17 protein-coding genes are annotated in these 21,335 nt (G+C 55.9%); 12 read left to right on the top strand and 5 right to left on the bottom strand.

All coding sequences use genetic code 11. From position 1 onward, the window contains the following. Nucleotides 1-128: 128 nt before the first annotated feature. The 5 genes from CIK94_RS10995 to CIK94_RS10975 all read left to right on the top strand — a co-directional run bounded on the left by CIK94_RS10995 (nt 129) and on the right by CIK94_RS10975 (nt 6,981). The gene (locus CIK94_RS10995; protein ID WP_094423056.1) at nt 129-2,429 is read left to right on the top strand and encodes a TonB-dependent receptor; all 2,301 of its coding nucleotides are present in this window, start codon (nt 129-131) and stop codon (nt 2,427-2,429) included. A gap of 115 nt (nt 2,430-2,544) precedes the next feature. Then, nucleotides 2,545-4,443 carry a GH32 C-terminal domain-containing protein gene (locus CIK94_RS10990; RefSeq protein WP_094423055.1) on the top strand — a complete coding sequence of 633 codons (1,899 nt, stop codon included), beginning with the start codon at nt 2,545-2,547 and terminating at the stop codon, nt 4,441-4,443. A gap of 2 nt (nt 4,444-4,445) precedes the next feature. Next, entirely contained in the window at nt 4,446-5,603 is a 1,158-nt protein-coding gene (locus tag CIK94_RS10985) for an MFS transporter (RefSeq protein ID WP_094423054.1), read from the top strand. 21 nt (nt 5,604-5,624) lie between these two features. Continuing rightward, the gene (locus CIK94_RS10980) at nt 5,625-6,512 is read left to right on the top strand and encodes a carbohydrate kinase (RefSeq protein ID WP_094423053.1); all 888 of its coding nucleotides are present in this window, start codon (nt 5,625-5,627) and stop codon (nt 6,510-6,512) included. 94 nt (nt 6,513-6,606) lie between these two features. Further along, entirely contained in the window at nt 6,607-6,981 is a 375-nt protein-coding gene (locus CIK94_RS10975; RefSeq protein WP_158216563.1) for a hypothetical protein, read from the top strand. A 168-nt stretch (nt 6,982-7,149) separates the two neighbouring features. On the opposite strand, the gene CIK94_RS10970 is transcribed toward CIK94_RS10975, so the two are convergent. The 4 genes from CIK94_RS10970 to CIK94_RS10955 all read right to left on the bottom strand — a co-directional run bounded on the left by CIK94_RS10970 (nt 7,150) and on the right by CIK94_RS10955 (nt 12,121). After that, nucleotides 7,150-9,402 (bottom strand): outer membrane beta-barrel family protein, encoded by a 2,253-nt coding sequence (locus tag CIK94_RS10970; RefSeq protein ID WP_094423051.1) that lies wholly within the window; start codon nt 9,400-9,402, stop codon nt 7,150-7,152. 646 nt (nt 9,403-10,048) lie between these two features. Further along, complete coding sequence (nadD, locus tag CIK94_RS10965) at nt 10,049-10,633, bottom strand: nicotinate (nicotinamide) nucleotide adenylyltransferase (RefSeq protein WP_094423050.1); 585 nt, start codon at nt 10,631-10,633, stop codon at nt 10,049-10,051. Nucleotides 10,634-10,664: 31 nt separating this feature from the next. Next, complete coding sequence (gene gmk / locus CIK94_RS10960; RefSeq protein ID WP_022310041.1) at nt 10,665-11,243, bottom strand: guanylate kinase; 579 nt, start codon at nt 11,241-11,243, stop codon at nt 10,665-10,667. Nucleotides 11,244-11,245: 2 nt separating this feature from the next. Beyond that, on the bottom strand, nt 11,246-12,121 hold the full coding sequence (locus tag CIK94_RS10955) for a YicC/YloC family endoribonuclease (RefSeq protein ID WP_094388327.1): 876 nt from the start codon (nt 12,119-12,121) through the stop codon (nt 11,246-11,248). 86 nt (nt 12,122-12,207) lie between these two features. Between CIK94_RS10955 and tsaB the strand changes: the two genes are divergently transcribed. From tsaB to trpS, 7 genes are read left to right on the top strand one after another with little or no spacing between them, the layout of a single operon-like run. Beyond that, on the top strand, nt 12,208-12,900 hold the full coding sequence (tsaB, locus tag CIK94_RS10950; protein WP_094388328.1) for a tRNA (adenosine(37)-N6)-threonylcarbamoyltransferase complex dimerization subunit type 1 TsaB: 693 nt from the start codon (nt 12,208-12,210) through the stop codon (nt 12,898-12,900). Nucleotides 12,901-12,941: 41 nt separating this feature from the next. Continuing rightward, complete coding sequence (locus tag CIK94_RS10945) at nt 12,942-13,544, top strand: DUF4290 domain-containing protein (protein ID WP_022310044.1); 603 nt, start codon at nt 12,942-12,944, stop codon at nt 13,542-13,544. Between the two features lie 18 nt (nt 13,545-13,562). Continuing rightward, entirely contained in the window at nt 13,563-14,873 is a 1,311-nt protein-coding gene (gene murA / locus CIK94_RS10940; RefSeq protein WP_094423049.1) for a UDP-N-acetylglucosamine 1-carboxyvinyltransferase, read from the top strand. Continuing rightward, the gene (gene rimM, locus CIK94_RS10935; protein ID WP_094388330.1) at nt 14,873-15,394 is read left to right on the top strand and encodes a ribosome maturation factor RimM; all 522 of its coding nucleotides are present in this window, start codon (nt 14,873-14,875) and stop codon (nt 15,392-15,394) included. The genes murA and rimM overlap by 1 nt, the downstream gene beginning before the upstream one ends. Nucleotides 15,395-15,401: 7 nt before the next feature. Continuing rightward, on the top strand, nt 15,402-16,553 hold the full coding sequence (locus tag CIK94_RS10930) for a 1-deoxy-D-xylulose-5-phosphate reductoisomerase (protein WP_094388331.1): 1,152 nt from the start codon (nt 15,402-15,404) through the stop codon (nt 16,551-16,553). A 22-nt stretch (nt 16,554-16,575) separates the two neighbouring features. Then, nucleotides 16,576-17,964 (top strand): RIP metalloprotease RseP, encoded by a 1,389-nt coding sequence (rseP, locus tag CIK94_RS10925; protein WP_094423048.1) that lies wholly within the window; start codon nt 16,576-16,578, stop codon nt 17,962-17,964. 27 nt (nt 17,965-17,991) lie between these two features. Then, on the top strand, nt 17,992-19,077 hold the full coding sequence (gene trpS, locus CIK94_RS10920; RefSeq protein ID WP_022310049.1) for a tryptophan--tRNA ligase: 1,086 nt from the start codon (nt 17,992-17,994) through the stop codon (nt 19,075-19,077). A 224-nt stretch (nt 19,078-19,301) separates the two neighbouring features. Here trpS and CIK94_RS10915 read toward each other — a convergent pair whose 3' ends face one another. Then, nucleotides 19,302-21,218, bottom strand: a complete 1,917-nt coding sequence (locus CIK94_RS10915) for a heavy metal translocating P-type ATPase (protein WP_094423047.1) — start codon at nt 21,216-21,218, stop codon at nt 19,302-19,304. Nucleotides 21,219-21,335 lie beyond the last annotated feature (117 nt).

The following is a 21,335-nucleotide window of genomic DNA, read 5'->3' as shown; positions in this document are numbered from 1 at the left end:
ACAATTATGTTACAATGAACGATTTTTGTTATCACATGAACCATCAGTTATAGTTGTCTCCCAACCGTTTGGATAACTTTGCAGCAGAAATTTAACGCAATCAACAACAATTAAAAATCTAAACGGTTATGAATACCTTATTCAAAGGAAAGCTCGCAGCCATGGTGCTTGCACTTTCAATGGTAAACATTTCAGCAGCGTATGCACAGGACGAAAATGCAAACGCCAAGGAAGAGGGCAACCGCAACGTGATGCTCAACGCAGCCAGTGCCAACGGCCCTCGAGAGATTCAGATTGGTCTGCCATCTGCCGATGTCAACGTGCTCGAGAACGGCCTGCCCGTTACCTATGCCACCAATCCCCACTCGGTCAACACCATCTGGCGCGGCGATGCCAGCCTGAGCCACCAGGGTCTGCTCAAGATTGCCGAGACTGCCATCACCACCGGCAACATCGGCTACGCCGTCAACTCCTTTACCCAGAAAGGTCAGAAGGGCTTCAACGGAACGCTCAACTACAAGAGCAACCACTTCGGATTGCAGGAGTTCTCGCTCAACATGAACGGTGACCTGGGTAAGGACTGGTTCTACAGCGTCAACATGTACCAGGACTTCGACCCCGGTACGTTCAAAATCAAGTCTACGCCCTACCAGGACCGTACGCAAATCTACAAGGCGCTCCTCACCAAGAAGTACAACAACGAACGTGGCGAGTTTACCGCCATGTATAAGTATGCCAACAGCCACAATGTCTACAACTACGCCACACAGAGCGCCCCGTTCATCTATGTGGGCGACGGAAGCGTGAAGGAGTACGGCAAATTCAAGCTGGGTACCACCTCGTATCTGCCCATCGACAACGAGATGACCTATCGTGACATGCGCACCGGCAAGCTGGCCCAGACCACGCTCTACGACGCCTGCCTGAACAAGGCCAGTGAGGTGACGCTGATGAACAGCTACCGCTTTGACAACGGACTGAACTGGAAGGCCACGCTGAAGTACGACCACTCGCGCGGAGCCATGGTCTACCAGACCCCGATGTCCATCGTCGACCTCAACAGTGCCGACAACCACGGGCTGTATAACTATATGTACCGCGACATCGACGGCCAGACCAAGGCATACGACGGCCAGTACGTACAGACCCGCATGTCGTGTCTCAATGCCGGTACCATAGACGAGGCGCTCTTCACCACCGAGCTCAACAAGAAGTTCAAGACCTCTACCCTGCGCCTGGGCCTCAACGAGTGGTTCTACCACATCGACTACTGCTCCAATACGACCATGTATGACCAGAGTGTGCCTGCCGATGGTAGCTATGCCGTCCGTGTATGGGATGCCAACCTGCGCAGCGGTTACTTCTACGACTTCAACAAGAACGCTTCAGAATATTATAAAGGCAGCGAGAACAAGCTGGCACTCTACTTCACCCACGACTGGGATGTCACCAAGAAGCTCAACCTCTACTATGGCGCCCGCGTGGAATGGCAGCGCCTGAAGGGAGTGAACGCCGCCGTGAAGAATGCCCAGGGCAACTTCGTAGGCCGTTTCGCTGACTATCACCTCGGCGCCATGGCTGCCGACGGAACCAAGATTGCGCCCGTAGATCTGGCCTACAACTGGCTGAACTACGACTTCTCGGTAGCCGCAACCTATAAGCTCACCGACAACTTTGGCTTCACCGGCGATTTCACTTACATCGTGCAGCACCCGAAGTTTGAAGCCTTCGCTCCTGCTACCCTTCCCAATACAGACAAGATATCCGTGCCACTCGGCCGTGCAGGTATATACTACAACAACTCATGGTTGAGCCTCACATCACTGTTCTCGTATATCTCCAAGACCAACAACAACTCTACGCTCAACCTCCAGCACGGCAGCGAGATCAAGGCTGCTCCTCTGGCTTACGACATCCAGACCTGGGGTTGGACTACCGACGCTGTGGCTCATCCTTTCAAGGGATTCGATTTCCACTTCCTGTTCACTTACCAGAAGCCTACATACAAGAAGTTTGAGACTTCTGTCACCTTCAACGATGGCTATGTGGGCAAGATCAATGCCACTGGCAACATCGTAGCCGAAATCCCAGAGATACTCATCGAGCTCGACCCCAGCTACATGGTCACCAAGGACATCAAGCTGTGGACCAGTTTCCGCTACTTCAGCAAGACTTACGCCAACATCAACGAGGCATATTACTTCAATGGCCACTGGGAGACATTCGGTGGCGTCAACTGGCAGGCAAGCAAGCGCCTGAGCCTGGGATGTACTGTTGTCAACTTCCTCAACCAGACCGGAGCCAAGGGCAGCATCGCCGGCGCCGAGCTGATAACCAAGGACGAGGCCAAGAACATCAAGAACCAGATCATGACTGGCAGCTATCTCCGCCCGTTCACCGTAGAGTTTACCGCATCTCTCAAATTCTGATCATTCTCACTCTTCACACACACGCTGACAACCCTATATAATAATAGGTATAGGGTTGTCGGCACACAAGAAACAGACAACAATACCGTTAATATAATAACTAAACAACAACACAATGAGAACAAGCAACATAATGAAGGCGGCATGCCTCATGCTGATGGCTACAGTTGCCACCACCGCCACCGCCCAGAAGATGAACATCGAACACAAGGGCGACACAACCATCATCCGTGTAGACAACCCCACCAAGTACATCCTGCTGCCTATCCAGGAAGAGAAGGATGAAGCGCAGGTGCTGCTCGATACCGGCTCCAAGGACGACACTTGGATGGACGTGCGCCTGGCTCAAAACGGCGCCGACTACTATGTGCCCTTCGCGCTGGGACATGGCAAGACCGCTACCGTCAAGATACTCGGCCTCGCCAAGGACGCCCTCGCCCTCAACCTGATGAAGCTGAGCAACACCTTCGATACCACCAATACCGACTACTACCGTCCCTCTTACCACTTCACTCCTCTCTATGGCTGGATGAACGACCCCAACGGCATGGTCTATAAGGACGGGGAGTACCACCTCTACTTCCAGTACAATCCCTATGGCAGCAAGTGGGGCAATATGCACTGGGGACACGCCGTGAGCAAAGACCTGGTACACTGGGAGCACCTCGACCCAGCCATCGCCCGTGACCCCGTGGGCCACATATTCTCCGGCAGTTCGGTAGTCGACAAGAAGAATACCGCCGGATTTGGCAAGAACGCCATCATCGCCATCTACACCAACAACAGTGTAAACCACGACGAGGTGCAGTGTATCGCCTACAGCAACGACAACGGCCGCACCTTCACCAAGTATGAGGGCAACCCCGTGCTCACTCCCTTTGACGGTCTCAAGGACTTCCGCGACCCCAAGGTGTTCTGGTATGAGAAGGGCAAGTGCTGGTATATGATTGTTTCTGCCGACAAGGAGACCCGTTTCTATAAGTCCAAGAACCTGAAGAAATGGGACTACGTGAGCGCCTTTGGCAAGGGACTGGGCCAGCAGCCATGCCAGTATGAGTGCCCAGACTTCTTCCAGCTGCCCGTCAATGGCGACAAGAACAACAAGAAATGGGTGATGACTATGAACATCAACCCTGGATGCTGGTTTGGCGGCAGCGCCACCGAGTACTTCGTCGGCGACTTCGACGGCAAGCAGTTTACCTGCCCCGATGCCAAAGATGTGAAGTGGATGGACTGGGGTAAGGACCATTATGCCACTGTGACCTTCTCCAACACCGGCGACAGAGTGCTGGCGATAACCTGGATGAGCAACTGGCAGTACGCCAACCTCACCCCGTTCAAGCAGAACCGCGGCGCCAATGGTCTGCCACGCGAGCTGAAGCTCTTTGAGAACAACGGAAAGTACTATCTGTCTGAAGATGTTGCCCCCGAGGTCTACGCACTGCGCAAGGCAACCCGCACATTGGCCAACGAGACGGTAGACGAGTCCAAGGCGTTTGCCAGTCTGACCGCCGGCATGGACGGCGCCTTCGAGATTGAGGCCGACATCACCCCCGACGCCAACGGCATAGCCGGCATCGAGATTTCCAACAACAAGCGCGAGCGCACCCTCATCTACTTCGACATGAAGCAGGGCAAGGTGGTGATGGACCGCACCGAAAGCGGACTCACCGACTTTGGCAAGCAGGCTGTGCCCCATGACATCGAGCTGGCCTGGGACAAGCAGCGCGCAGCCGAGGGCAAGCAGCCCGCCCGCGTGGTCAATTCCATCAACTACAAGAATGACTTCGCCCTGGCCACATGGGCTCCGCTCTCACTCTGCCAGGCCGGCAAGAAGACCTACCACGTAGATATCTTCGTCGACAAGTCATCCATCGAGCTCTTCGTCGACGGCGGCCGCATCGCCATGACCAACCTCGTATTCCCCGTTGCCCCCTACGAGAACGTGAAGCTCTACGCCGAGGGTGGCAAGGCACAATTCAACAACATCAACGTACATAAGCTCGCGCTATAATTATGAAGACTTCATCCAAGCTCACCATCATCCCATTGATGTTCTGCTTCTTCACCATGGGATTTGTAGACCTGGTCGGCATTGCCTCCAACTATGTCAAGGAAGACCTCAACCTCAACGACGCCACAGCCAACCTGTTTCCGTCACTGGTCTTCTTCTGGTTCCTGATTTTCTCGGTGCCTACGGGCATGCTGATGAACCGCATCGGGCGCAAGAAGACAGTGCTGCTGTCGCTGGTGGTCACCGTAGTCTCGCTGTTGCTGCCCATCGTGGGCGAGAGTTTCGGCGTGATGCTGGCCTCCTTCTCCCTCCTGGGCATCGGCAACGCGCTGATGCAGACCTCGCTCAACCCGCTGGTATCGGCTGTGACCACGGGCAAGAACCTGGCGTCGACCCTCACCTTCGGCCAGTTTGTCAAAGCCATCGCCTCGTTCATGGCACCATACATCGCCATGTGGGGCGCCATCGGGGCTGTTCCCTCCTTGGGCATGGGCTGGCGTGTGCTGTTCCCCATCTACATGGTGATAGGCATCTGCGCCTCCATCTTCCTCGCCGGCACTCCCATCGATGAAGAGAAGCCCCAGGGCAAGGCCTCTGGCATGGGCGAATGTCTCAGCCTGCTGACCCGCCCCATCGTGCTGCTGTCGTTTGTGGGCATCATGTGCCATGTGGGCATCGACGTAGGTACCAACACCACAGCCCCCAAGCTGCTGATGGAGCGCCTGGGCTGGACACTCAACGAGGCTGCCGAAGCCACATCCATCTACTTCATCTTCCGTACCATTGGATGCCTCACCGGCTCATTCTTCCTCCGCGTGATGAAGTCACGCACATTCTTCATCATCAGCATCGTGATGATGGCGCTGAGCATGGTAGGCATGTTTGTCAGCGAGAGCAGAGAGATGCTCTACATCGCCATCGCACTCGTGGGCTACGGCAACTCCAACGTCTTCTCCATCATCTTCTCTCAGGCTCTGCTCGCGCTGCCCGAGAAGAAGAACGAGGTAAGCGGCCTGATGATTATGGGCCTCTTTGGTGGCACTGTCTTCCCATTGCTCATGGGATTTGCCAGCGATGCCTTCGGCCAGATAGGCGCTGTGCTGGTAATGGCTGTAGGCGTGGCCTACCTCTTCACATATATTGGTAAAATCAAGATGTAACAACTCAACAAAGACAAGACTATGAATACCGATTTCAAGAACAAATACTGTGTGGGCCTGGGTGAGGTGCTGTTTGATGTGTTCCCCTCCGGCTCCCAACTGGGTGGCGCCCCTGCCAACTTCGCTTATCATGCCGGCCAGCACGGTCTGCGCTCGATAGCCGTGAGTGCCTTGGGCAACGACGCCTATGGCGACGAGGCTATCCGCCAGCTCGAAGAGAAACACCTGGACTATCTCCTGCCCCGCGTAAACTATCCTACAGGCACCGTACAGGTGGAACTGGACGACCAGGGTGTACCTACTTATGACATCAAGACGGGCGTGGCGTGGGACAACATACCCTTCACCGACGCCGTCAGCAACGTGGCTGCCAACACCTGTGCCGTATGCTGGGGCTCACTGGCCCAGCGCAGCGCTGCGAGCCGTGATACCATCTACCAGTTTCTCGACCACACGCCCAGCGACTGTCTCAAGATCTTTGACATCAATCTCCGCCAGAATTTCTATACCAAGGAGATTATCTGCGAGAGTCTGAAGCGTTGCAATATACTGAAGATAAACGATGAAGAGCTCATCACGCTGGGCCGCCTCTTCGGCTATCCCGGTCTGGACATTGAGAACAAGTGCTGGCTCATCCTCGGCAAGTACAATCTGGACATGCTCGTGCTCACCTGTGGTGTCAACGGCAGCTATGTCTTCGCTCCCGGCTGCAAGTCGTTCCACGAGACTCCTCATGTGGATGTTGCCGACACCGTGGGCGCCGGAGACTCGTTTACCGGCACCTTCTGCGCCTACATCCTCAAGGGCATGACCATCGCCCAGGCACATAAGCACGCCGTAGAGGTGAGCGCCTATGTCTGCACCCAGCACGGCGCGATGCCCGCACTGCCCGAGAGCCTGAAGCGATAAGCCCCCCATCGTCGCATCCATATCCCAAGAGCCCCCGCTCTGCCACTCCACCCGATGGAGCGACAAGGCGGGGGCTCTGGCGTCTGCATCGGTAGTGGCGCAAGCCGACAGCAGGTCGACCAAGATACCCTCCACGCCGCCAGAGGAGCTCTCCACGATGCCCAAGGTACTCTCCACGCTGCCAGAGGAACCCTCCACGCCGCCCAAGGTACTCTTCACGCCACCAGAGGAGCCCTCCACGCTGCCCAAGGTACTCTCCACGCTGCCCAAGGTACTCTCCACGCTGCTGGAGATGGTTTCACCGACATCCGCGCGGCTGGCCAAAGGCGCAGAGGGTCACATAAGACTTATTGCAAAGCGGGAAACGATAAAATCGTGGCGTGAAATCGTGACGGCAAAGCACGAAACGATTGTATCATGGCACGAAACCAAGATAAACATGATGAAGAGCAAGATTGAGGATAGCTGAGCCTCAACGAGAAGCAGCGGCATACAAACAAAAGCAACCAGCGTAGCTGCCACGATAGGTGCGGCTGCTACGCTGGAACTGACCCAAGAGAGACTGATGGCGGTAACCACTGTGCTCACAGGGGCAAAAGGTGGAGAACCCACTCCTGTCTAACTGCCCTTAATCAGCTTACTCACCTTTTTTGGTAACAATATCATCATTGCTGATGCCACTTGCCACTCTTCGGCTTCTGAACTGCTTACCTATATTCCACGCCACGGATATGGTTATGTTATTGGCATACTGTCGCTGGGTAGACTGTTGGTGCATATCTCTAAAGTAGGTATTGCTGCGTGTATTCCAGCAATATACAAATGAGTTGACGAAGTCCAGCCCGAGTTCAAGTCTGTCATTAAACAAATTCTTGCTGATGGTAAGAAACAGGTTTGGATTGCGATGGAATGTACCGTTCAGGCTATAGCTTTTGGGGCGATAGTTGGCCGACAGCATGTACATCCATCCCTTGGTGCTGAGATAACTCATATTAAGATTGCCATTCCATCCCCATCCTTTGACCGTTTGGATAAGTGTATTTTGACTGTAGGCATCATCAAGCTGATAGGAGCGATGAAAACCAGTAATGGACAGCGATACATTCATGCGGTTCTGGAAGAAACGCTGCGTGATGTTGGCAGAGAGGGCTGCATAGTCACTGCGCCCTATGTTGGCATAAGTCGTGACATCATAGTTGTCGGGGGTAATGTATATCTGGCTGATGATATCGGCTTCGCGCTCATAGTTGGCGCTCAGCGTGAGGTATGCCTTGCGTATCTGCTTACGCCAGGACAGTCCAAACGCATCATTATGCTGCGAGCGCAAGCCTGGATTTCCCACATGGCGGGTGTAGTCGTTGATGAAGAGCGTATCGGCATTGAGATAGTCTACACTCGGGCGGGTGATACGACGCTGATAATTGGCAGAGAGCGAACCTCTCTTTTTGAGATTATAATTGAGACGCAGCGAAGGGAGGAAGACTATATTGTGGCGATGCCCCAGATTGTCGTGTTCGCCCTTGAGGATGACATAAGCCGAGAAATCGCGCGTGAAAGCATAATAATCCGTAAGATAGAGCTGCTGGATAGAATAACCCGTATGCACACCAGCTGCCGAGGAGGTGCTGTTCTCGCGATATACATTCTTGAAACCGGCATTGATGTCATGGTCGTGGCCCCAAATACGCCTCCGCGTCTCCCAAAGCAACTCTCCTGTATATTCGCGCATGGCCGAACGATAACGCTCGATGTCACTGCCCGGATAGTCTATAGCATAGCGATAGTAATAATAGTTGCCTTTGAGCGTAAGCGTGTTACGCTCGTTCCACTTGTAGCCCATGTTGGCGTAGCCTCCGCTATGGTCTATCTTTTCGTTGCTGGTACGCAGATAACTGTGTCCGCTGAAATCTTTGCCTGAGTCTGTGGCATCCGATGGGTAGCCGCTATGATAAGCAGAGGCGGTCAAGGTCAGTTTGTCGGTGGCGAAGAAGTTGATTTTGATATGCTCAGCATTCTGTACCGTCTTGATAGTCCGAGAGAGCGACAACTGCTGAGGCTGCATAGGCTGACTGTTGAAGTAGCGGGTAACGTTACTTTCGGACTGGATTGTATGTCGCACCAGATTAAGAGAAGCAATAATGTCCCACCTCTTACTCTGGTATGCGAAATTGTCGTAAGTACCAATCTGCGGACGCAGTACACCCGTCCATGCAGAGAGATGAGTATAGACTTTGGGCTGCTGCACTCTCCGCTTTATGACATTGATTTCTCCGGCGGTGCCACTGTCATCGTCTTTGGTCATCTCGCGTACCTCCACACGCAGGATATCCTTGGCATTGATGGCTTTGAGCTCTTCGCTTGTTGCCTCTCTGCCATCTATCTTGATGCGACACTTGCGGCTTTGCCCTGTCAGCGTATAGCTACCGTTATCGGCAACAAGTCCGGGGAGGAAAGAGAGAGCCTTTTCGGCATTGGTGGTTTTGAGCAGACCATGAGTATCTATCTGATAGACGCTCTTCTCGGCATTGTTTTTGGCGATGCGCCGATAGGCTACAACCTCTACCTGCTTAATCTTTTGGACTTTGCTGTGTATGGTGATGTGATGATTGGCAGAAGCCTCATCCACATATATGGTGGTATCCAGATTTTCGTAAAACTTACTTTTAATCAGCACCTTCACCCGTCGACACTCTGGCGAAAGGATGGTAAAAGACACCTGGCCGTCCATACCGGTAGTATGGGTGAACAGGCTGTCGCAGGCTATAATTTTGACGGGAATATTGGAAACATGTTTTTCCTTGTCGTTACTGACGGTCAGGTTGACGATGGTCTGTCCATAGGCTGTATGACAAGACAGGACTGCGAATAATAACAGGAAAAACGCTCTCATTTTACATAATGAATAGGGGGGGGTGATTAACGGTCTTTTGAGTATTCATACTATTTCCTGGGGTTAAGTTTTGGATGCTCTACCTTACATAGAACTTTGCCTATACATACACATTGACAAGGCACAAATGGTCGGGAAGAGGTTATTGATGCTTCTGGTTGCTGTATGACGCTTGTCTTTTCAGCCCGAACTGACCCAGAAGACCGACCCGTGGACCAAAAACATGGCGCACATGTCTGCTGGATTTTTAACGATTGTTTCCATATTTGTGTATTTAGATATTAATTCGGTCACAATTTACGAGTTTTTTTTGCACATACATTAATTATCTCTCGTAATTAATGTTAAAAGGCGTCGTTATTACTCATTTGGCTGTGTCTGGGTACAGTTTCGTCATCCAAAAGGTAATACGCACTTACAATAATGATGCCGGCAACAACGCAATAGCATTACAGTCCCGGAGGAGATTACGCCAAGAACTATAATAGTAACAGGTATAAAAGCGAAGGAACTTTGGAGCATCATATTCAGAGTGGCAGGCATCATACGCGCAGACAGACTACTCGCCGCAGTGCTTGCCATTTGCGCTATGACAGGTCTGTATGGCGGATACAACAATAGTAGCTGGCGCGGCGATGGTGGCGGGTTAGCGGTAGTAATGCTCTACCATTGCCTGGATGTCTTGGGGCACCATGCCCTCTATCGACTCGCCGGCGGCGATGCGGCGGCGTATCTCGGTGCTGCTCACGGGGTACAGGTCGGAATGGACGTAGGTGACCGAGGGCGGCATGGCGGCGGCATCGACCTCATAGCCCGGCCGCGGATAGACGGCTATGCGGTAGTGGGTGATTATGTCTTGGCTGTGGGCCCAGCGGTCGAACGCCAGCCAGTTGTCGGCGCCGATGAGCAGGGTGAAGCGGGCATGGGGATGCAGCTCTGACAAGTGGCAGAGCGTGTTCCACATATACGACGGGCGCGGCAGGGTCATCTCTACATCGCTGGCGCTGAGGCCGGGTTCGTTGGCCAGGGCGCGTGCGGTGATGACGTAGCGCACATCGTCGGCCAGGAGGTCGGTGGCCTGGGTCTTGAAGGGGTTGAGGGGCGACACGACAAACCATATCTCGTCGAGCCCGAGCGCCGTGAGCAGGTGGCGCGCCAGGGCGATGTGTCCGCAGTGGATGGGGTTGAACGAACCGCCGAAGATGCCTATCTGTCTGGTGGAGAGGGTCATGGGAATGAGGGTGAAGGGATGGGGGGCGGGGCTATCGGTTAACAAAACCGCTCACGAGCCGGTAGACCTCCTCCTTGGCACGCTCCAGGTCGTCGTTGACCACGACATGGTCGAAGCGCGGCGCAAAGGTAAGCTCGTAGGCAGCCTTGCCCACGCGCTGCTCGATGGCCTCGGGGGTGTCGGTGGCACGTGCCACGAGGCGGCGGCGCAGCTCGTCGATCGAGGGTGGCTGGACAAAGATGCTCAGGGCACGGTCGCCATAGAAGTCCTTGATGTTGCATCCGCCCTTGACATCGACGTCGAAGAGCACGTTTTCTCCGCGCTGTGTCTGGGTGTCTACCTGGCTCTTGAGGGTGCCGTAGAAGCGGCCCTCATAGACCTCCTCGTACTCGAGGAACTCGTCGGCAGCCACGCGCTGACGGAACTCGTCGGGCGAGATAAAGAAATACTCGACGCCGTTCTGCTCGGTGCCTCGCGGCGGGCGCGATGTGCAGCTGATGGAGAACGCGAGATGGAGCTCGGGGTGTGCGGCCATGAGCCACTGCACCAGGGTGCTCTTGCCCGAGCCCGATGGTGCGCAGAATATGATGAGTTTGCCTGGCTTTGTCATGATTAGAGTGCGTTGAGTACCTGTTCCTTAATCTGCTCGAGCTCATCTTTCATCTTGACCACGATGTTCTGCATCTCAGCCTGGTTGCTCTTGGAGCCGGTGGTATTGATTTCGCGTCCCATCTCCTGTGCGATAAATCCCAGCTTCTTTCCGTTGGCCTGGTTTTCGGCCATAGTCTCGCGGAAGTACTTGAGGTGGTTGGTGAGGCGCTGCTTCTCTTCGCTTATATCCAGTTTCTCGATATAGTAGATGAGCTCTTGCTCGAGCCGGTTCTTGTCGTAGCTGGCTTCGGGGAGCTGCTCGAGGCCCTTGACGATCTGCTCGCGTATCTTCTGGACACGTGCCTTCTCGAAGGGCTCGATGCTGGCGAGCAGCCGCTCGATGTTGTCTATCTTCTCATTGAACTTGCGCTCGAGGGCTGCACCCTCCTGATGGCGGAAGTCGATGAGCGCACCAACGGCGGCGTCTATAGCCTGGCATGCCACTGCCCACTCCTCGGGCTCGAGGACAACAGCCTCGACACGAGAGGTAACATCGGGCATGCGGAGCAACGTGTAAAACCAGTCCTGAGGCTCAGGAATACCTGTCTTGGCGGCGATGTCCCGTATCTGGTGGTAATAATTGTCTACGAGGGCGGCGTTGATGGTGGCAGCGTCGGCCACCTCGTCCTTCTCAATCCAGATAGAGAAGTCGACCTTGCCCCTGACCAGTTTGCGGGTAAGCATCTGTCGTATCTCCATCTCCTTCTCACGATAGAGTGGCGCTATACGGGTAGAGAGGTCCATCGTCTTGCTGTTCAACGACTTCACCTCGACGTTGATTTTCTTTTCTCCATAAGTAAGGACTGCCTTTCCGTAGCCCGTCATTGACTGTATCATAGTAGTTACACGTTAAATTTCTGCAAAAGTAACAAAAATGTAGGAAAAAAACCGTAAATTTGCAGTTATTTAGTAAATTAAAATTCATGTCGTGTATATTAAACATTGAAACAAGCACCAATGTCTGCTCTGTATCGGTGAGCGAAAACGGTGCATGTATCTTTAATCAGGAAGACCATACCGGCCCCAACCACAACGAGCGGTTGGGTAAATTTGTCGATGAAGCGCTCTCCTTTGCCGAGAGCCATGCCATACCCCTCGACGCCGTAGCAGTGAGCTGCGGCCCCGGTTCGTATACCGGTCTGCGCATCGGCACGTCTATGGCCAAAGGTGTGTGCTACGGACGTGGCGTAAGCCTGGTGGCTATACCCACTCTCGAACTGATGTGTGTGCCCGTGCTGTTGCAGGAGATGGTAAAGGAGGAGAACGCGCTGCTCTGCCCCATGATAGACGCCCGCCGCATGGAGGTGTATGCACAGATTTTCGACCGCGCCCTGCATGAGGTGCGTCCCATCCAGGCCGACGTGGTAGACGCCGACACCTACAGGAAGTATCTCGACGAGCGCCCCGTCTACTTCTTCGGCAACGGCGCCGCCAAGTGTATGGACGTCATCGCCCACCCCAATGCCCGCTACATCGACGGCATCGAGCCCCTGGCCAAGAACATGTTCCCTCTGGCTGAGCGCCGCATCACCCAGGGCAAGACCGAAGACGTGGCCTACTTCGTGCCATTCTATCTCAAGGACTTTGTGGCCAAGATGCCCAAGAAGCTGCTCTGAGACACGACATATACCCAACCCAAGACATTACAGTAAGGACTATGCAAATAGAAGGACTTGACTACAACACCCAGCGGGAGAAGCTGATACTGCCCGAATATGGCCGCGAGGTGCAGAAGATGGTGGAGCACGCCATTACACTGCCCAGCAAGGCAGAGCGCCAGCAGTGTGCCCAAACCATCATCGCCATCATGGACCGCATGTATCCCGCCAACCGCGAGAGCGCCGACTACAAGCAGAAGCTGTGGGACCATCTGGCCATCATGAGCCATTTCGAGCTCGACATAGACTGGCCCTACGACATCAAGCAGGCCCACGCCGTGGACGCCAAGCCGCAGCCCATGGACTATCCCATGCAGCGCATCCCGGTAAGACACTACGGCAACATGATATTCGAGCTCTTCGCCAAACTCAAGACTATGGAGCCCGGCAAGGAACGCGACAATCTCGTCAAGCTCACCGCCAACCAGATGAAGCGTTGCCTCTATCAGTGGAGCCATGGTTCGTCGGACGACGAGAAGGTGGCGTCGGACCTCGCCAAGTTTACCGACGGCAAGATACAACTCGACCTGAGCACCTTCAAGTTTGAGAAGATTGACGTCAGAGAGTTTACCGAGAAGAAACGCAATAACAAGAAGAAATAACCCCAACCCCCAACGTCTATGGAGTCATTTATCATCGAGGGCGGACATGGATTGCACGGAGAGATAACCCCGCAGGGCGCCAAGAACGAGGCTCTGGAGGTAATCTGCGCCTGTCTGCTCACCACCGAGCCGGTAAGGATAACCAATATCCCCGAGATACTGGATGTATGCAATCTCATCAAGCTGCTGCAGGACATGGGTGTCGATGTGGTGCGCAACGCCAAGAACGACTATACCTTCACGGCAGCCCACATAGACCTGAACTATCTGGCCAGCGACGAGTTCGTGCGCAAGAGTGCGTCGCTGCGAGGTTCGGTGATGACCATCGGCCCGCTCTTGGGCAAATACGGTCAAGCCACGGTGGCTCAGCCTGGCGGCGACAAGATAGGCCGCAGGCGTCTGGACACCCACTTCATCGGCTTCAAGCAACTGGGGGCCGACTTTGCCCATGACAGCCATCGCAACGTGTTCACCATCAAGGCCGACAGGCTGCACGGCAGATATATGCTGCTCGACGAGGCATCGGTAACGGGTACTGCCAACATCATCATGGCGGCAGTGCTGGCCGAGGGCACCACCACTATATATAACGCGGCATGCGAGCCCTACATCCAGCAACTCTGCCGGATGCTCAACAGCATGGGCGCCCGCATCAGCGGCGTGGCGTCGAACCTGCTCACCATCGAGGGAGTGGCCTCGCTGCACGGCACAAGCCACACCATACTGCCCGACATGATAGAGGTAGGCTCGTTTATCGGCATGGCAGCCATGGTGGGCAAGGGTGTACGCATCAAGAACGTGTCGCTGCCCAACCTGGGCATGATACCCGACGCCTTCAGACGGTTGGGCATCAAGATAGAGGAAGACGGTGATGACCTGTTCATCCCCGAGCAGCCCCACTACGAGATAGACTCGTTTATCGACGGCTCTATCATGACCCTCGCCGATGCCCCTTGGCCCGGGCTCACCCCCGACCTCCTGTCGGTGCTCATCGTGGTGGCTACGATGGCCAAAGGCAATGTGCTGATACACCAGAAGATGTTTGAGAGCCGCCTCTTCTTCGTAGACAAGCTCATCGATATGGGCGCGCAGATTATCCTCTGTGACCCCCACCGCGCCGTGGTCAACGGCAACGACCACGCCCGCAGGCTCAGAGCCGGCCGCATGACCAGTCCCGACATCCGTGCCGGAATAGCACTGCTCATAGCCGCCATGAGTGCCAACGGCACCAGCCGCATAGACAACATCGCCCAGATAGACCGTGGATACGAGGACATCGAAAACCGTCTGAACCGTCTGGGCGCCCACATCCAACGCATCGAAAGCTGATGATAACCCCCGACGACGTATTCCAGATAGGACGCCTGGGCAGACCCCACGGCGTGAAGGGCGAGATAACCTTCCAGATAAGCGACGACGTGTTTGACCGCGTCGACGCCGAATATCTGCTGCTCGAACTCGACGGTATCCTCGTCCCCTTCTTCATGGAGGAATACCGCTTCAAGAGCGACGAGACCGTGCTGATGAAGTTTTGCGACATCGACACCCAGGAGCAGGCCCGCAGCCTGACCGGCGCCAAGGTCTACTTCCCCCGTGAGCTCTCGGACAGCGACGAGGCCGGCTTCGGCTGGAGCGAGATAGTGGGCTTCAAGCTCATCGACAGCACCACCGGCAGAGAGGTGGGCACCATCGACCACGTAGACGACAGCACCATCAACACCCTGTTTGACATCACCACCCCGGCGGGCGACTCTCTGCTCGTTCCCGCCCACGAAGAACTGATAGAAAAGGTAGATGCCGAGGCTCGGGCCATCTGGACCCGGCTGCCCGAAGGCATCATGGATATATAATATAATAATGAAGAAACAAATCTGCATACTTGGCAGTACGGGCTCGATAGGTACCCAGGCGCTGGATGTCATCGAACAGCATCCCGACCTCTACGAAGTCTACTGCCTCACGGCCAACAACCGCGTGATGGAGTTGGCTCAGCAGGCCCGGAAGTTCCACCCGGCTGCCGTGGTCATAGCCAACGAGGACAAATACGGTGAACTCTGCGCGCTGCTCGACGACCAGCCCGACATCAAGGTCTATGCCGGCCGCGACGCCCTCAACCAGATAGTAGAAGCCGAGCCCATAGACATGGTGCTCACCGCGATGGTAGGATTTGCCGGGCTCACCCCCACCATCCACGCCATCAAGAGCGGCAAGAAGATATGCCTCGCCAACAAGGAGACTCTGGTCGTGGCGGGCGAGCTGATATGCAATCTGGCCCAACAGTACCACACCCCCATTCTCCCTGTCGACTCGGAGCATAGTGCCATCTTCCAGTCTATCGTCGGCGAGGGCAACAACGAGGTAGAGCGCATACTGCTCACCTGCTCGGGCGGTCCCTTCCGCACCTTCACCGACCAGCTGCTCTGCTCGGTCACTGCCGCCGACGCCCTCAAGCACCCCACTTGGACCATGGGCGCCAAGATTACCATCGACTCGGCTTCGCTGATGAACAAGGGCTTCGAGGTCATCGAAGCCAAGTGGCTCTTCGGCGTCGAAGCCGACCGCATCCAGGTGCTTGTGCATCCGCAGAGCATCGTGCATAGCGCCGTCGAGTTTGTCGACGGCTCGGTCAAGGCCCAGCTGGGCGTGCCCGATATGCGCATGCCCATCCAGTATGCCTTCTCCTACCCCGACCGTCTCCCCCTGCGTGGCGACAGGCTCAACCTCTATGGCAAGAGCCTCGAGTTCTACGAACCCGATATGCGCAAGTTCAAGTGTCTTGCCCTGGCGTTTGACTCAATCCGCAAGGGTGGCAACATGCCCTGTATCGTCAATGCCGCCAACGAGGTGGTAAACGAGGCGTTCCGCCACGGCCGTTGCAGCTTCCTCCAGATGGCCGACGTCATCGAGCGCACCATGAACCTGGTTTCCTTCGACGCCTCGCCCGACTACGACGTCTACATCCAGACCGACGCCGAGGCCCGCCGTGTGGCTGCCCAGTTACTCAGTTAAACAAATTGTTATAATCATCATAATGGAAATATTTTTAATCAGACTGCTCCAGTTCGTTCTGGCAATCTCGCTGCTTGTCTTCCTGCATGAAGGAGGACACATGTTCTTTTCCAAGCTCTTCGGCATAAGAGTAGAGAAATTCTTCATCTTCTTCGATATGAGTATCGGCAAGTGGTCGGGCAAGCTCTTCAGCTTCAAGCCCAAGACCAGCGACACCGAGTATGGCGTAGGCTGGCTGCCACTGGGCGGCTACTGCAAGATAGCCGGTATGATAGACGAGAGCTTCGACAAAGAGCAGATGGCAAAGCCTGCCCAGCCCTGGGAGTTCCGCTCCAAGCCCGCTTGGCAGCGACTGCTGGTCATGATTGGCGGCGTGCTGGTCAACTTCCTCCTCGCGCTCTTCATCTACTCCATGGTGCTCTTCGCCTGGGGCGAACAGTTTGTCCCGACCAAGGACATGACCATGGGTATGAAGTTCAACAAGGAGGCCAAGGCTCTGGGATTTGCCGACCACGACATCCTGCTGGGCACCGACCTCGGCACGTTCAAGGACTTCAACATCGACCTGGTGCGCGAACTCTCTGAAGCCACCCGCGTAGACATCATCCGCGACGGCAAGCACATCAGCCTTCACCTCCCCGGCAATCTCAATCTGCTCGATATGATCAAGCAGTCGCCACGGTTTGTCGCCCCATACATCCCTTCAGAGGTGGCACTCACCGAGAAAGGCTCTCCCGCGCAGAAGGCAGGAATAGCCAAAGGCGACCGCATCATCGCCCTCAACGGCACCAGGATTGAGACATGGAACGAGTTTCAGGACATCATGGCCGGGCTGAACAAGAAGCTCGAAGACGCCAAGACCGGCAGCGACAGCCTCGCTCTGCGCACCGTAAACATCACCTACGCCAACGCCAAGGACACCGTGGAGACCCGTCTGGTGCTCACCCCCGAGATGAAGATGGGCGTAGGCCTCACCTCGCTCCTCTCCTACTACGAGCCCGTCAAGGTAGAGTACGGCTTCTTTGAGAGTTTCCCCGCAGGCACACGCTACGGCATCAACATCCTCAAGGGATATGTCAACGACATGAAGTACGTATTCTCGACCGACGGCGTCAAGAGCCTCGGTGGATTTGGCGCCATCGGCAGCCTCTTCCCCCCGACTTGGGACTGGCACATGTTCTGGATGATGACCGCCTTCCTGAGTATCATCCTCGCCTTCATGAACCTCCTGCCCATCCCCGCACTCGACGGAGGACACGTGCTGTTCCTGCTCTACGAGATGATAACCCGCCGCAAGCCCTCGGAGAACTTCATGATATGGGCTGAATACATCGGCATAGGCATACTCGTACTCCTCATGGTCGTAGCCAACCTCAACGACGTGCTGCGATTTATAGGCATCATGGATTAGTAACTCTAAGAATATCACATAACGACAATGGGAAAAATCATTCTTACCGGCGACCGTCCCACCGGCAAATTACACTTGGGACACTACATCGGCTCACTCCGCAGAAGGGTGTTGCTGCAAAACGCAGGCGACTATGAACGCATGTTCGTGTTCATGGCCGACGTGCAGGCGCTCACCGACAATGCCGACAACCCCGAGAAGATAAGACAGAATATCATAGAGGTGGCGCTCGACTATCTCTCATGTGGACTCGACCCACAGAAGTGCACGCTCTTCATCCAGAGCCAGATACCCGAGCTCGCCGAGCTCACCACCTATCTCTCCAACCTCATCAGCGTGTCGCGCGTGCAGCGCAACCCTACGGTTAAGACCGAAATCAAGATGCGCAACTTTGAGGCCAATCTCCCCCTCGGCTTCTTCTGCTACCCTGTCTCTCAGGCCGCCGACATCACCGCCTTCAAGGCTACCACCGTGCCCGCAGGCGAAGACCAGGAGCCCATGCTCGAGGTGACACGCGAGCTGGTGCGCCGCTTCAACCAGACCTACGGCGAGGTGCTCGTCGAGCCCAATATCCTGCTGCCCGAGCAGGCCGTGTGCAGACGCCTGCCCGGTACCGACGGCAAGGAAAAGATGAGCAAGAGCCTCGGCAACTGTATCTATCTGAGCGATGATGCGGCAACTGTATGGAAAAAGGTCAAGAAGATGTCTAACGGCGAGCCACGTATGAGCATGGAAGAGCCCGGCCACCTCGAGGGCAACGCCGTATTCACATACCTCGAAGCCTTCAGCACCGACGAAGACTTTGCCGAGTTCTGGCCCGAGTTTGAGAACCTCGAAGCCCTGAAGCAGCAGTATGTGCAGGGAGGTATCGGCGACGGCACCTGCAAGAAGTTCCTCAACAGCGTAATCAACAAGATGCTCGACCCCATCCGCACCCGTCGTCACGAGTGGGAGCAGGATATCCCCGAGATATTCAACATCCTCAAGAAAGGCTCGGAGGCAGCACGCGAAACCGCCGCGAAGACCATGGACGAAGTGCGCGCAGCCATGCAGATCAACTACTTCGACGACCAGGAGCTGATACGTCAGCAGGTAGAGAAGTTCAGCAAGTAATCACTGCCGTCCAGGCTGACAGCAATAACATCAATCCCCATAGCCACCCACCTGGGGCGGCTATGGGGATTTCTCGTGTCAGGCGAAGAGACTCACCGTCCAACCGCCATGACCCGCGCGACGCCGCAGACCGATGCCGGGCATTGACTTGGGCCCATTATGTTCAGGCAGGTTTCCTGCGCTGTTCCCTATAATACATTGCGCACAGCCAGAGAGCCCTGCAGCTACCGGGCGCGGCCAGCCACGAGCGCGCGCATGGCGTTGAGCACAGCCAGGACGGTGACGCCCACATCGGCGAAGACCGCCATCCACATGGTGCCCAACCCTACGGTGGCGAGAGCAAGGATTGCCACCTTGACGCCTATGGCAAACCACACATTCTGATGGGCTATGGCGATGGTGCGCCGCGAGATGCGCACGGCAGTGGCTATCTTGGCGGGCGAGTCGTCCATGAGCACCACGTCGGCTGCCTCTATCGCGGCATCGCTGCCCAAGGCTCCCATGGCGATGCCCACGTCGGCACGCTTGAGCACGGGGGCGTCGTTGATGCCGTCGCCCACAAACGCCAGAGTGGCACCCCGGGGAGCCGCAGCCAGCAGACGCTCCACGTGAGACACCTTGTCGATAGGCAGCAGTTGGGCATGATACTCGTCGATACCCGTCTGGCGCGCCACATCGGCAGCCACAGCCTCGCGGTCGCCCGTGAGCATCACGGTATGACCCACTCCCAGAGCCTTGAGGTCTGCCACAGCCTGAGGGCTGTCGGCCTTGACGCGGTCGTTGATGACTATGTGTCCGGCATAGCGCCCGTCGATAGCCACATGGATGATGGTACCCACGAGATGGCAATCGTGCCACTCCACGCCCAGGTCGCCCATCATCTTGGCATTGCCCACGCACACGATGCGACCGTCTACCCGTGCACGGATGCCCCGACCGCTCAGTTCCTCGACCGCCTCGACGCGGCATCCGTCGGTGGCCTCACTGGGGAAAGCCTCGCGTAGCGCCGCCGCTATGGGGTGGGTGGAATAGTGTTCGACATGGGCGGCGAGATGCAGCAGTTCGCGCTCGTCGCATTTCTCGGGATGGACAGCCACCACCTCGAACTCGCCGTGGGTGAGGGTGCCCGTCTTGTCGAAGACTACGGTGTGGAGCCGCGCCAGGGTGTCCATGTAGTTGCTGCCCTTGATGAGTATGCCGCGACGCGACGCCCCGCCAAGTCCGCCGAAGAAGGTGAGAGGCACGCTGATGACCAGCGCACAGGGACACGACACGACGAGGAAGATGAGGGCTCGGTGGAGCCACTGGGCGAAGACTGCCATGCCGCCAAGGAAGAGGGGCGGAACCACAGCCAGCATGACGGCAGAGATGACCACGATGGGGGTATAGACACGGGCAAAGCGGGAGATAAACGACTCGCTGCGCGACTTCTGTTCATTGGCGCTCTCGACAAGATGGATGATACGCGACACGGTGCTTTCGCCAAACGAGCGGGTGGTACGAACCCGGAGCACACCCGAGAGATTGATGCAGCCAGAGACTATCTCGTCGCCCTCGCCGACATCGCGCGGCATGCTCTCGCCGGTGAGAGCCACCGTGTTGAGCGAAGCCTGGCCAGAGAGGATGACGCCGTCGAGAGGCACGCGCTCGCCGGGGCTTACCACGATGGTCTCGCCCACAGCCACCTCATCGGGCGCAACGGTCTCCACCGCCCATCTGCGCTCCACATGGGCGGTATCGGGGCGCACCTCTACGAGATGGGCAATGCTGTCGCGGCTGCGGCCCTCGGCGTAGCCCTCAAAGAGCTCGCCCACCTGGAAGAAAAGCATCACAAAGACCGCCTCGGCAAACTCGGTGTCGGCGCCGGGCATGAACCCGATGGCGAGGGCACCGATGGTGGCGACTGCCATCAGAAAGTCTTCATTGAACACGCGTCCATGCACTATGCCCTCGGCTGCCTCGCGCAGCGTCGACGCGCCCACGAGCAGATAGGGAACCAGATAGACCAGCAGCAGCTGCCAGGTGGGCAGCGCCAGCGCATGCTCTATCCATGCTGCAACGGCAAGCAGCAACGATGCCGCAAGGATAAGAGCCACCTTGCGACAAGAACCACTATGATGATGGTGATGATGATCTGACATACAGTATTGCTTTTAATGTTTACGGCGACAAAGGTACAAGGTTTCGCATGCAACCGGGTTGCAAACACGCCCGAGACGACATTTATCTGCATTGCGGACTGCGAATTAGCCGATGCG

Source organism: Prevotella sp. P4-51 (assembly GCF_002251455.1).
GTDB lineage: Bacteria > Bacteroidota > Bacteroidia > Bacteroidales > Bacteroidaceae > Prevotella.
This window is presented reverse-complemented; position numbering and strand designations above follow the sequence as displayed.

Coding starts and splice junctions, on each gene's coding strand:
- CIK94_RS10970 (WP_094423051.1), bottom strand. CDS start 9,402: ATGAGAGCGTTTTTCCTGTTATTATTCGCAGTCCTGTCTTGTCATACA.
- CIK94_RS10915 (WP_094423047.1), bottom strand. CDS start 21,218: ATGTCAGATCATCATCACCATCATCATAGTGGTTCTTGTCGCAAGGTG.
- CIK94_RS10985 (WP_094423054.1), top strand. CDS start 4,446: ATGAAGACTTCATCCAAGCTCACCATCATCCCATTGATGTTCTGCTTC.
- trpS (WP_022310049.1), top strand. CDS start 17,992: ATGGGAAAAATCATTCTTACCGGCGACCGTCCCACCGGCAAATTACAC.
- CIK94_RS10995 (WP_094423056.1), top strand. CDS start 129: ATGAATACCTTATTCAAAGGAAAGCTCGCAGCCATGGTGCTTGCACTT.
- tsaB (WP_094388328.1), top strand. CDS start 12,208: ATGTCGTGTATATTAAACATTGAAACAAGCACCAATGTCTGCTCTGTA.
- CIK94_RS10945 (WP_022310044.1), top strand. CDS start 12,942: ATGCAAATAGAAGGACTTGACTACAACACCCAGCGGGAGAAGCTGATA.
- CIK94_RS10990 (WP_094423055.1), top strand. CDS start 2,545: ATGAGAACAAGCAACATAATGAAGGCGGCATGCCTCATGCTGATGGCT.
- murA (WP_094423049.1), top strand. CDS start 13,563: ATGGAGTCATTTATCATCGAGGGCGGACATGGATTGCACGGAGAGATA.
- nadD (WP_094423050.1), bottom strand. CDS start 10,633: ATGACCCTCTCCACCAGACAGATAGGCATCTTCGGCGGTTCGTTCAAC.
- rseP (WP_094423048.1), top strand. CDS start 16,576: ATGGAAATATTTTTAATCAGACTGCTCCAGTTCGTTCTGGCAATCTCG.
- CIK94_RS10955 (WP_094388327.1), bottom strand. CDS start 12,121: ATGATACAGTCAATGACGGGCTACGGAAAGGCAGTCCTTACTTATGGA.
- gmk (WP_022310041.1), bottom strand. CDS start 11,243: ATGACAAAGCCAGGCAAACTCATCATATTCTGCGCACCATCGGGCTCG.
- CIK94_RS10930 (WP_094388331.1), top strand. CDS start 15,402: ATGAAGAAACAAATCTGCATACTTGGCAGTACGGGCTCGATAGGTACC.
- CIK94_RS10980 (WP_094423053.1), top strand. CDS start 5,625: ATGAATACCGATTTCAAGAACAAATACTGTGTGGGCCTGGGTGAGGTG.
- rimM (WP_094388330.1), top strand. CDS start 14,873: ATGATAACCCCCGACGACGTATTCCAGATAGGACGCCTGGGCAGACCC.